The sequence below is a fragment of the Roseibium sp. ROS1 genome (genome assembly GCF_054658215.1).
The window spans coordinates 1-11,642 of record NZ_BAAGIG010000016.1; the positions used below are offsets into that span (position 1 = coordinate 1).

Here is an 11,642-nt window from a genome sequence, read left to right on the forward strand (position 1 = left end):
TGTAACTGACTGGCGAAGTGCTCATGATCCTGCGTCTATCGCAGCCACCCCTCACAAGACGTTACCGTGACATCGCCCGATTTCATGAAGCGTGATGTCCTTCTTGTCCTCTATCATGCCCGCGATGAACCCTTCGTGCGGATCAAGACGAGGCACCTTCTTGCGTCCGGGCTTGCGGGGCTCCGTCTCGCCCTGTCCGGTTCGCGATCCAGCGGATCGCACTCGATGTGCTTACACCAAACCACGCCGCAACCTGCCGCGCGAAAGAACCTTCCCGAGATGCTTCCAACACCCGATCCCGAAGATCGCAACTCAGTCCCGGCCCATTAAATCGCCCTTCGGTCTGGGGCGGAACACTATCTCTGGTTGCTAAATTCAAAAAAACTAGGTATCGTTTAGTAGTAATACTTGGCTCGTTAGGCTTAACCGGCCATCTCCAGCGACCGAACGCCATTTGAAACGTTTGGAGTGTTCTTTTGTTGATTGACAGCACAGACCACAGAACAACCTCTCAATACTGGCAGCTTAAGCCGACACCAAAATATTCGACCAAAGCGGTCGCACGATGCGCGCCACCCTCCGCGACCGTACGGCGCGCAAAGCGGCTGATCGAGCGTATCGGCGTAACCCAGGTCGCCGAGGTTACGGGCCTCGATTCCGTTGGCATTCCGAACTTCATGACAGTTCGGCCCCGCGACCTAGGGCCTGGCATTTCCTACTACAACGGCAAGGGGACTACGCGGCAGGACGCGCTGGCCGGGGCGCTGATGGAAGCGGTGGAGCGGCAGGCAGGGGAGCATTGCGACTATCCGGTCACCCGCGCCTCACAGGCGGAACTGGCCGGGAGAACGCCGCTCACCAAGCTGGCCGAAATCGTCGTGCCCAATGCCTTCGCGTTCGACGAACACACGCCTGTCGAATGGGTGCACGGCTATGACCTGATCGGCCAATGCGCCACAGCGACACCTTTGAACGCGGTGATGTGCCCCTACACGCCTACAGATGTCCCCGCGCTGTTTTACGCCAGCACCAACGGACTAGCCTCGGGCAACACGCTGACGGAAGCGCTGTGCCACGCGCTGTGCGAAGTGATCGAACGCGATGCCCTGGCAATCTCGCTTGCGCGGTCGCAGGTGACGCCAGCCATTGGGGAACTGTTGGAAAGCATCGGTATCAGCAGCCCGCAATCGGCTTATCAAAACGCTGATCACGCCCAAATCCGACTGGAAGGGCTGCCCCGGCGGGCGGCGTTGCTGGTCGGTCGGCTGAAACGCGCGGGCCTGAGCATCTATGTGCGCAACCTGACCTCGACCGCCGGGTTGGCAACCATTGATTGCACGATCGTGGAGCCGACGGCGTCAGGCATTCCCAATGCCCATGGCGGCTGTGGCACCCATCCCGACGCGCGGATCGCCCTCAACCGGGCCATCACCGAAGCCGCCCAAAGCCGCATCGCCTGTATTCAGGGCGGGCGCGAAGACCTGCCCGAGATCATCAAACCGCGCACGCCATACGACGCAGACGAGCTTTATGGCGGCACGGAATTCATCGACTTTGACGACGTGCCATCGGTGCAGAATGCGCGCATCGACGAAGATATCCGCCTGATCCTGGACCGGATGCCGGACTACGGGCTGGACCAGGCCGTTGCCTTTGACCTGACCCGCCCCGATGTCGGCATGCCAGTTGTGCGCGTGGTTGTGCCCAAGGCCGAGGCCTGGTCCGTCTTTCACCTTCACACTGGACGTGGTGTCTTTGGCGAACGCGTCTCGCAGGTTTTGCAAGGAGCGGTGCATTGACCAAAGTCACGCTATTCAGCGCCACCCTGGGCGAAGATGGCAAGATCGAACCGCCGCTTGGTCCATTGTACATCGCAGCCGCCCTTGAACAGATCGGACTGGAGGTCGATTTTCGCGACTACCAACTGCACGACGGGGCCAATTGCTACTCCGCTGACAGGTTCGTTCAGGCGTTGGAGGCGCACCAGGAATACGTGCTGATCTCGTGCTTTGTCGACATGCTACCGGTGGTCCTGGCCGCCTGCAAAAAGCTCAAGGCCGCCGCCCCCGATTGCAAGATTATCCTGGGCGGTCCGGGTGTTTCGGGAAACGCACGCGAATTGATGGAGGCCTTTGCCTCGATCGATGGCATCGTGCGCGGCGAAGGTGAGATGACCATTCAGGCGTTCTTTGGCGTCGAGGATCTGGACATGTTGGTGAACGACCCGATTGCTGGCCTGGTCTGGCGAGACGGTGACACAATCGTAGACGGGCCCGAACGCCCCCGGATCACGGATGCGGACGACCTGCCCTGGCCCGCCTATCACCTGCTGAATTGGTCGCGCTATAGCTCGGCGCGAGTGATCACGACCCGGGGTTGCCCCTATAAGTGTTCGTTCTGCGACGTTGCCCCGCTTTGGGGGCGGCGTGCCGTGTACCGCGATATCAAACGGGCCGTCGACGAGATCGTCATGCTGCGCAGCCGGTTCGGGATCGACAAGATCGCCATCGTCGATGACACCTTTGTGCTGAACCGCGACCGAGTGCGTGCGTTCTGCCAGAACATCCTGGATCGTGGCATCGAGGTTGAATGGGGCTGTTTCGGCCGGATCAACCTGATGAACGAAGACTTGGTTGCGTTGATGGCTCGGGCGGGCTGCCGTGCTGTGTTCTATGGCATCGATTCCGGTGCGCAAAAAGTGCTGAACCGAACATTTAAGGAACTCAAAGCCGAGACAATCCTGCCCACGCTTGAGATGTCGCAGCGCTATTTTGACCGGGTCGAGGCCTCGTTCATCTGGGGCTACCCTTTTGAAACGCTGGAAGATTTCGAGGAAACACTTGCGCTCGCCAGCGCAGCATCGCAGCTTGCACCCAAGGTAAACGTGCAAATGCACATGCTCAGCCCGCTGCCCAGTTCGCCGATCTATCTCGACTTTGAGGGCACCTTGCAACGCCCGGCGCCGGAAGACAGCGACTGGTTGCTGCTGCCTGCTGTCCTACTGGACGAACGTGCGGTGGAGGTGATCGAAACTATTGATATGGCGCCACATCTGTTCCCCGGCTTTTTCAATCTGCCCACTGAGAACCGGGACGAAAAGCGCGCCTATCTCGAAAAATCGATGCGCGCTCTGGATTACACCATCGGCTCCAGCCTATTTGACAAAGAGGTGCTGACGCTGATGGAAACCGGCAGCCGCGCAACCGAAGAACGGCTGCTTGAGAGGGCGGAGGACGATGCAGACCGCATCGGTATCGGGTTGGCTCTGGGTCTGTTCCGACGCACCAGACGGCGCAATCGCAAAGCTGCATCGACAGTCGACAGCGCCGCACGTGGCCCTTCCTTGGTGCGCCAGCGCAATGATTTGCAACAGGTGACGTCATGAAAACGGCGGTGTTCCTTGGACCCTCTCTGCGCCTGCGGGATGCCCGCCAACTGCTTGACGCGACCTATTTTCCACCGATCAAACGGGATGACCTCGCGAATATGATTGATTGGGATGTCATCGTGATCATTGATGGCCAGTTCGGCCAGTCGCTGGCAGTTACGCCAAAGGAAATTCTCAATTTGCTGGATCAGGGGGTCCGCGTTGTTGGTGCGTCTAGCATGGGCGCATTGCGCGCTGCCGAACTCGACAGTTTCGGGATGGAGGGAATCGGTTGGGTCTATGACCGATTTAAGCAAACCTGGATCCGCCAAGAGGACGAAGTAGCCCTATGCTACGCCCCGCACGACCTGAGCCCGCTGACCGTGCCATTGGTCGACATTGCGCATTGGATGGAAATCCTGAGCCAAAATGATCTGCTGACCAAAGCCGAAGCCGCGGCGATCTTTCGGGCGCTCAAACGCGTCTTTTTCGCTGAACGCACTCCTGCGCGGGTTTACGACGCGCTCGTAAAGACGGTGGGTGATGATAAGGCCACGGGTATTCGCGCCGTGGTCGACATTCCCGACATCAAGGGCGCTGATGCCCGCGCAGCCCTGACTCAGGTGGCCCATATGATGTCCAACGACCACAAGGGTATTGCAGCAACAACTTGAAAGGAAAGAGTTATGGTTAAGAAAGCTGGCGACGACCCACAGAAAGGTCTGATCGAACTGCTCGGCCGAGCGCTGACCGACAAGGAATTGCGCGCGGAGTTGCTGAACAACCCAGAGGATATGGCCAAACGATTTGACCTGACAGAAAAGGACGTTGAGGCCATCAGCAAGCTGGACCCCGAAACGCTCGAAGAGGCGGCGGAAAAACTCGCAGGCCGCGCCGAGTGGACGATTAAGGTCGTCATCTCGAAGAGCTTTTGAGCCAGGCCAGTCGGCGGTTGTTTGCGGGCACAAGTTTTGTCGGCTCTGTCGCAAACTTTTGTTCGGCGCAGAGTCGTGTCTGCCTCTGGTCGCAGTTATCCTGCGAGAGCCATGAACTGTTGGTAAGCGGGAACGCCGGCTTGGTTCAGTTGCCCCTTGCGGATCATATGAGCCGTCTCGATCCCGTCCAGGGTTGCGCTTGCTGAATGAAAAGCCTTGAAGCCCATCATCGGTCTGGTCAGTTTCTTGACGAACCGGTGATCCTGTTCGACGATGTTGTTCAGATATTTGACCTGCACAACGTCGATGAAGGACCACCAACATCCGGTGAGCAGCAGATAGATGTTGACGTTGGTCAGGCCCGCCAGGTTAGCGCCGCTCTTGTCCATCACGACCTTTTTCGGCAGGGCATTGGTCCCGATGGCCTTCTCGAAAAAGGCCGTCGCCGCTGCTTCGTCCCGCGCCTCGGACAGCATGAAATCAACCGTACCGCCATATTTGTCGATGGCGCGATAGAGATAAACCCATTTGTCCCGGACCTTGAGGTAGGTTTCATCCATCCGCCAGGATGAACAAACCTGCCGCTTTCTGGCTTTGGCTTTTGCGGCGATCGCCGGGCTGTAGCGAACGACCCAGCGGTTCAGCGTGGCGTGGTCAACGTCAACACCGCGCTCCTGCATGATTTCCTCCAGATCCCGATAGGAAACCGAGTAGCGGACATAAAAGAAAACCGCGAAAAGAGTGACATCCTTCGGGAAATGGTTTCCTTTGAAACTGATCAACGCTGTGCACCAGGAGAAATCTGATTAGATACCCGGGTTCTAAAGGCCAGCGCCTTGAAAGGAAACCAGGGGCAAAAAATTTGCGACAGAACCTACTCAAACAGCGCGGTTTAGACTGGACACCGGAGAGGTTGCGCCGTGCGGTGAAGTGGATGGTCTCGGAAGGCATGGCCGATGCGTCACTTTTGCGGAAGTCGCCGCCGCGGCTGCCGGAACATCGACTGATGACACTTGTGGCCGGGATCCATTCCTCCAATCCCGAGCTCACGCTGCGCGAAATCGCCAATCAACTCGAACGGCTGCATGAGCGCACGCCACGCGGCGGAACCAAGTGGGCGCCCTCGTCCGTCAAGAACCTCATCGACCGCGCCACACGTAACGGTCTGATCGCCCCAAAGCTGGGGACAATGCCGGAGTAAACAACAGGCGCGAACGCAGTACAAATCGCAACTGACAACGAGTTCAGACTATCGGGCGCTGACGGAACGCCTGCGTGTGGCCGCGCTACTCCGGCCAGCATTATGTTCTGCAATAGAGCTGCGTCCGGTAGCTCACTCCAAGCGAAAAGCGCGTACCTCACGACACCAGGCCATGCAGGGATTTGTGAAGGTGCAATTTGCCCTCCCCTGCCCTGTCGATCATGGCGCGGAAGTATCCGCCTGGGGATGCGATTTGTTCGGGATCGCGCAGGGCTTTTTCAGCAACGACGACAAGACAAGCGGCGGCCAGGAATTTTCCCTGCCGTTCGACGGCATTTTGATATCCGGCCGGACTGAGGCCGATCAAGATCCGCAAGTGATCCGCGGCCTGACACAGTCGTGACCAGTCGGAGAACGAAAGCCCGATTTCGCTTTGCACCTGGGTACAGGCTGCCCGAATGAGACCAATGGACACTCCATCGAGGTTCGTTTCCGGTAATTTGCCTTCCGCCGGCCTTGCCGCTTGCGGTTTAGGCGGTTGCAGGTCTGTGCGCCCGCCGCAAGGCTCTTTTTCATGAGCCATTTCAACGGCGAAGCCGTTGTCAGCAGATAGGTTAGTGTCTTGCTCGTTAGAGCAAGTCCGCCTGTTATTACTTCTTAGAGAGTCGGTTTGGGTTGTAATAGATAAAAGGCTGACATTAATGTCACCCGCGCATGACATTTCATCGTTAGATTTGTCGGAGTTGGTTTCGTAGAGGACCAGAGCTTCTTCATAAAGGCTCCGCAACATCTCGGCCCGTTCTGCCAAGGTCAACTGATCGCGTTTGACGACACTCTGGGCGCTCGTGAAAAAGTCGTGAAACGACGCTGGTTCCGCTTCTGCCATGTCGGCGATTGCGCGTGAAAGCCGCGTTACAGTGCGCTTTGCTTCCTGCTCGGCCTTGAGACGGCGCTGAAAGGCATCTGCCTGCTGCTTGAAGGCTTCCAGATTGAAACACGCCGGGGTGAAGTCCAGGCCATAGGCTTGCTCGGCCTCCCCTGCCCGGCCGCGATAGACAAAACGCCGCCCTGTAGGGCTGTCACGGTAAGCGAGGATTCCCGCCTCGACGAGTTTCTTCAAGCACCGTGTGACCGTGCGCGTGGTTTTTCGGGTGTAGTCTGCAAGACGCTGGTTGGAGATCGCCACGACGGGACGCCGACCGGCCTTGAAGTCGTCGCCCTGGGCGAGCCCCAAAAGGATATCGAGCACGTGGTAGGCTGTTCCGTCGATGCCAAGTGCCGGCGCAACGCGCTTGAGAACCAGCGAAACATCCTTTTTCAAAACTACAGGTCTATCGTCCTGAGCGGCCAAACGCGCACTCGCAAGTATCCCATGCGTCACCTTTCTGAATGAAGAGACGTTCGAAACAGTAGGCATGTAAACCTCCGTTCGCCGGCGCGATTTCGCATCCGGCGTCTATCAATTTGGGAGGTTCAGGTTTGGAAAATCGGCAGAAATCCACCGTTCACGCGAGAAGCCTCTTGCGTGGTGATTCGGGATGCACTACAACGGGATTGCTTAGGGTTCCCGTTGGGACTTTCCCATCTGAACCATGGAATTAGGGGCTATCTGGTTGCAGCCAGATGGTCCCTTTTCATTTTGTCTATGCTCTCTTGCATTCCCCTTTCTCTCAAAGCCAGGCCATCCAGAAGCCCGAAAACTAATTCTGATCACCATCTTGACGAAGGAAGTCAGCATGCAACTCCGGGAGCTTCTCGTTGAGCCATCTCGCAAAAGGAGCTTCAGCTTTTGGAAACGTCACCGTCGATGACGATGTCGTCTCCTTGAACTTACCCAAGAGCTTGCCGGCAGACCTGATCTCGATTTGAGTAGATTTCGTCGAGTCTGACTTTTGTCTTCCCTTTGCTGCATGGGAAGCAAGCTTCATACGCTCCGCGCCATCCCCTTCCACGAAGGAACGATCCTTAACGATCTTACGGATGCGATCAGCTACCTTTTGATGATCGAACAGCTTTGAAAACTCCACCCATGCCGGTCGCCCTACCCCCTTTGCACGGCCTATTGCATGTACGATATCGTCCGGGATTGCATTGGCGACCTTGAGAAGGACCGAAATATTCGTCTCCTTCTGGCCGAGGATCGGTTCCATGTCGCGCTGCTTGATACCGGCGTTCTTCAACTGAACGGCCCAGAGCGCTTGTTCAATCCAGCTCAAATTTTCACGAACGCCGTTCTCGAGAGACTGCTCCCTGATCAACTCGGCATCGGTGAGATCACGGACATATGCGCGAACTCGGACAGTTTCCGGTCTGTCCGCTTCTCGATGCAATTCCTGGAGAGCCGCCGTCCTACGATGGCCGTACGCTAATTGGTAACGGCCCTCTTCATTAGGATGTGGGCGGACAAGAACGGGCAATTTCTGCCCTTCTCTCTCGATAGACACTTTCAATTCTTGCAGCGCTGCTGTTGCTTCCGCGTCTGTTTGAAATCGATCCCTGAATGGAGACGGGTCTATCTTGTCAGGGTTCAGCGAGAGCACCGTGTCACCTGACAGACTCGTAAGCGCCTTGCCGACGTTGCCAACTACCGGGGAGCCCATGCGGCGATGGCGTGGCGACTTTGGCACGACTTCGGCCGTGCTCGTCCCCTCACCTTCAGCCATCTGCTGGAGAATGGATTTCTTCATGCCTCTCGTCCCCAAACTCGCTTGATGATGTCGAGAATTTCGTCATTGACCCGGTCGGAGCTCTCACGGGCACGCTTGTAGGCGTCCCTGCCCACTTCTCCAGTCTCCAACTCGTAGAGCGACTTCTTTGCTACGCCACCCGCAGCGATCGCAGTGGACTCCCAGGCCTCGGCAACCAGTACATCTTCTGCGAAGAGACGTCGGATAATGCCGCTCATGTATTTTTGCGGTCCGTCATTTGGGTTCACTCTTGTAAGCAGGAACCGTATCCATTCGTGATCGAACTTTGCCCCGAAAGCCTCCAACGTTTCAGCCAGCTCGGAAATCATGATCAGGAACTGATTGCACGACGCGACATCGAGCATCGCCGGATGCACTGTAATTACGAGTGCAGTTGCTGCGTAGAGAGCGGCAAGTGTCGAGTATCCCAGCGACGGAGGCGTGTCCAAAACGACTACATCATAATTACTCTCGACAGAGGCAATCGCGTTTCGCAGGCGTTCGAAGAAAAGTCCGAGCTCATCCCTATGGTTGTTCGCAAGATAGGAAGGTGTATCAAATTCGAAATCCATCAGTTCCAGGTTTCCAGGAACGATGTGAATTCCGGGGAAGTAAGTCGCTTGGATAATCTCTGCCAACGCCTTGCGGTCGTCGTCATACCGAAGGGCAGCGTAGGCGGTCTCGTTCGAGTCGAGGTCGAATTCGGGCTGGATCCCAAATGTCGAGGTCATCGAGGCCTGTGGATCAAGATCGATGCACAGTACACGGTATCCCTGGATGGCGAGATAATGCGCCAGATGAACCGAGGTCGTCGTCTTGCTGGACCCGCCCTTGAAATTCGCCGTCGCAATCACTTGAAGGCGCTCGCCTACCCGGCGGTGCGGCAGTAGGCGAAGTGCGTCTTCGGGCCGCTGTTCCGCTAGATACTCCCGCAGTTCCCAGACTTGTTCAATGCTGTAAATGCGCTTGTTGTTATCGGTTCTAGTTGGCTGGGGCCCTTTGCCTTCTAGAGTCAAAGACCTAAGAGTGCTTTCCGGAATCCCCAGCAGCTTCACCAGATCTAGGGTCGAGAATGTGCGCCCGAAGACTTTTTGCGACTCTGGTGGATACATCCGCGCACGCATGGAATTCAACTCTGCAGAGAGCTGGCGCGTATAATCCTCAATCTTCTTTGCCGTATCCGGCTTGGGAAGAATGTGTACTGGATTGTCGCTTACTGCCATTCGGCACTCCTGACGGCAAACACCTTGTTGGTGACCTATTTGCCGTCAGGAGTGAATGAAGTCGCCAAAAATTGCAAGGAATATTAGGTTAACGAGAGGTTAACGATGACCTTGTCAGATGTGGCACTCCGAAAGCTCAACGGTGCTATATTTGGTAGCCGACCTGTCTGCGTAGCAACGTGGCATAACAGACGCAACTGAAATTCTTTCGATATTACAACAGATTGCCTGATACCTTCGAGTGTTATTGTCGAACAATATGCCAGATCGATTTCTCTACCAAATTGCCGACAAGTCACTCGTTTGCTCGCGAAGGCCGCGTACGAATTCCACAGCTTGAGCCTACTAAGCTCTTATTTGCTCTCTGCGATTGGTGGCCAAGCTGATTCTTTGGCCGGTGTTCATCTGGATCCCGCAGTGAGTCGCCCTTGCTTGCCTACGGCAGGATCTTCGATATCTCCGATCATCAAACACGCTGCCGAATGGCTTCCTGCGACTACACACGCTCTATCAGGTCAACAAGATGCAAACGGAGAAATGGACAGAAAGGGAAAAAGTTGGCGGGTGGACGTGAGTCCTCGCGGCCGCATGACCAAGCACACGAAGCCGCCGCAGGCCATGTGTACCCCCTTCCCCCGAAATTAAGTGCGAGGGCTCTCACGCCTACTTAGCGCCGATTAAAATTTTATTCTGGTGCAGCAGCTGTTAGATGTCAGCCCCCTTGCGTGTGCGCGCCAGCCTAGCTTGGCAACATGACGAAGCAGACTGCCTCTTCTTCTGGCATTGCCCACGGTGCCTTGACCACCGAAATCGCCACGGCAGCACCGCCCCACCGGCACAGACGTTAGCACGACTACCGCTCCGAAATGCATCAAGATCCTTCCGGTCGGCAAGGTAACAACCCGCGACGGGCGCTTTTGCATCTTCCACGCCGAGGCGTCTGCCGCCAGGTTCAACGCCGACGGCATCGAAAGTCCTGTCGACCACGTCCATTACATCTCGAAAAACGACAAGCCGGCTGCAGTTGGCTGAATCAAGAAAATGACAGTCAAAGCGGATGAGTTCCATGGCCGGGTCGACTGGTGGAATGCTTGCAAGGACGTATCGACTGTAAAGTGCCGACATTTCATTTTCCCGCCTTTCCAGATGAGAAGCCACCTGGCTCCATTCGCTCGCTCTTGTGGTGGCAACGGCATGCGCCATGGCGCTTGCCTATGCTTCTCCCGAGACTGAAATAGGGGAAGACCCAATTAAGTCTTTTGTCGAGGCCCTTGGCCAGGGCACGGATGCGGATCAGGCTGCCTGCCTTGCCGCCAGCACGGCTTGTCGACCGGCAAGGTGGATAAATCCGTTCACGACGCAGCACTGGCAATACTTTCGGCTGCCATTGAAAACTTTTTGGGGGGGGGGGGGGGGGCTGAGAGCGAATAGCCGTAAGAGGGATATTCACGAGCCGATTGAAGGCGCGCTTGCAGACAAGATTTACTACCCGTGGCAAGTAACAGGCGCTTCACCCTGTTTCTATGTTCTGTTCGCGAGCATGCCCTCGCGCTTTTCTAAGCGGCCGGCACAATCCAACGTATTCGTTTTGATCCGCCGTTGTTGGTTCCTAATATCGCAATCCATCCACAAGCACCGCAATACCGTAGTGTTTACTGGAAATATTGGGGACGGCGCTCAGGCAAATTCGGATTAGTGGGGCGTAGGCTTGTTGCGTTTGATCATGCAGCTAAGGCGACTTATCAATTGATAAGCCCACCAAACAATCGCGAAGCGCACTTTAAAATACATCATGCCGTCAAGTTCGCTACTGCTACTTTGAAGCAACCCCAAGAGACGGCACATGAGGCTTGCGGTTCGGGAGTTCGCAGGACTTGAGAACCGCGCCTACTGCGTGCCGTGACCGGGTTGCTCAAACAATCCGACAAATAGGTAAGAGATTGCATTTTGCTGAGCACCACTTGGGACGAGAGCAAGAGGCCTTGTCTGCAAAAACTTATCAACTGATAAGTTTGATCAGCGCGACTGAATGAAAGCCAGTGCACCCAAAAGCTTCGCAGGCCCGACTACTTCAAGCTCAATACGGCTTTGTTTTCGCCAATTATACAAATGTGCTTATACGAAATTGAACCCACTACCGTACGGGTGACGCCCCTCCACAGGATCAGCCCGGCCCGTCAGGGCTGGTCCGGTTCAGCAGCGCCGATCCTGAATTTCGAAATATGCAGA

8 protein-coding genes and 2 pseudogenes are annotated in these 11,642 nt (G+C 56.2%); 5 read left to right on the forward strand and 5 right to left on the reverse strand.

What is annotated here, in order from left to right; all coding sequences use genetic code 11:
• Positions 1-78: 78 nt before the first annotated feature.
• Positions 79-379: pseudogene (locus ACYQ6M_RS30045) on the reverse strand (hypothetical protein); the annotation flags it as partial.
• Positions 380-479: 100 nt separating this feature from the next.
• Between ACYQ6M_RS30045 and ACYQ6M_RS30050 the strand changes: the two are divergent.
• Genes ACYQ6M_RS30050 through ACYQ6M_RS30065 form a run of 4 tightly spaced genes read left to right on the forward strand, consistent with a single transcriptional unit; the run spans position 480 to position 4,302 of the window.
• The gene (locus ACYQ6M_RS30050; protein WP_460077609.1) at positions 480-1,799 is read left to right on the forward strand and encodes a YcaO-like family protein; all 1,320 of its coding nucleotides are present in this window, start codon (positions 480-482) and stop codon (positions 1,797-1,799) included.
• Positions 1,796-3,385 (forward strand): B12-binding domain-containing radical SAM protein, encoded by a 1,590-nt coding sequence (locus ACYQ6M_RS30055; RefSeq protein ID WP_460077611.1) that lies wholly within the window; start codon positions 1,796-1,798, stop codon positions 3,383-3,385. The genes ACYQ6M_RS30050 and ACYQ6M_RS30055 overlap by 4 nt, the downstream gene beginning before the upstream one ends.
• Positions 3,382-4,041, forward strand: coding sequence for a TfuA-like protein (locus ACYQ6M_RS30060; protein ID WP_460077613.1), 660 nt, complete (start codon positions 3,382-3,384; stop codon positions 4,039-4,041). The genes ACYQ6M_RS30055 and ACYQ6M_RS30060 overlap by 4 nt, the downstream gene beginning before the upstream one ends.
• 12 nt (positions 4,042-4,053) lie before the next feature.
• Positions 4,054-4,302 carry an Os1348 family NHLP clan protein gene (locus ACYQ6M_RS30065; protein ID WP_460077615.1) on the forward strand — a complete coding sequence of 83 codons (249 nt, stop codon included), beginning with the start codon at positions 4,054-4,056 and terminating at the stop codon, positions 4,300-4,302.
• A 95-nt stretch (positions 4,303-4,397) separates the two neighbouring features.
• Here ACYQ6M_RS30065 and ACYQ6M_RS30070 read toward each other — a convergent pair whose 3' ends face one another.
• The gene (locus tag ACYQ6M_RS30070; RefSeq protein ID WP_460077617.1) at positions 4,398-5,084 is read right to left on the reverse strand and encodes an IS6 family transposase; all 687 of its coding nucleotides are present in this window, start codon (positions 5,082-5,084) and stop codon (positions 4,398-4,400) included.
• Positions 5,085-5,176: 92 nt separating this feature from the next.
• On the opposite strand from ACYQ6M_RS30070, the pseudogene ACYQ6M_RS30075 reads away from it, so the two are divergent.
• A pseudogene (locus ACYQ6M_RS30075) lies at positions 5,177-5,503 on the forward strand (recombinase family protein); the annotation flags it as partial.
• A 157-nt stretch (positions 5,504-5,660) separates the two neighbouring features.
• Here the strand turns inward: ACYQ6M_RS30075 and repC are convergent.
• The 3 genes from repC to repA all read right to left on the reverse strand — a co-directional run bounded on the left by repC (position 5,661) and on the right by repA (position 9,413).
• Positions 5,661-6,920: a plasmid replication protein RepC gene (gene repC / locus ACYQ6M_RS30080; protein WP_460077619.1), complete on the reverse strand. Its 1,260-nt coding sequence runs from the start codon at positions 6,918-6,920 to the stop codon at positions 5,661-5,663.
• Positions 6,921-7,203: 283 nt separating this feature from the next.
• Positions 7,204-8,190, reverse strand: coding sequence for a plasmid partitioning protein RepB (gene repB / locus ACYQ6M_RS30085; protein ID WP_460077621.1), 987 nt, complete (start codon positions 8,188-8,190; stop codon positions 7,204-7,206).
• Positions 8,187-9,413: a plasmid partitioning protein RepA gene (repA, locus tag ACYQ6M_RS30090; RefSeq protein WP_460077623.1), complete on the reverse strand. Its 1,227-nt coding sequence runs from the start codon at positions 9,411-9,413 to the stop codon at positions 8,187-8,189. Before repA ends, repB begins: the two co-directional genes overlap by 4 nt.
• Between the last annotated feature and the right edge of the window lie 2,229 nt (positions 9,414-11,642).

What these genes read in the sequence shown, in the direction of transcription:
- ACYQ6M_RS30065 (WP_460077615.1), top strand. Translation starts at nt 4,054, where the DNA reads ATGGTTAAGAAAGCTGGCGACGACCCACAGAAAGGTCTGATCGAACTG.
- repB (WP_460077621.1), bottom strand. Translation starts at nt 8,190, where the DNA reads ATGAAGAAATCCATTCTCCAGCAGATGGCTGAAGGTGAGGGGACGAGC.
- repC (WP_460077619.1), bottom strand. Translation starts at nt 6,920, where the DNA reads ATGCCTACTGTTTCGAACGTCTCTTCATTCAGAAAGGTGACGCATGGG.
- ACYQ6M_RS30060 (WP_460077613.1), top strand. Translation starts at nt 3,382, where the DNA reads ATGAAAACGGCGGTGTTCCTTGGACCCTCTCTGCGCCTGCGGGATGCC.
- repA (WP_460077623.1), bottom strand. Translation starts at nt 9,413, where the DNA reads ATGGCAGTAAGCGACAATCCAGTACACATTCTTCCCAAGCCGGATACG.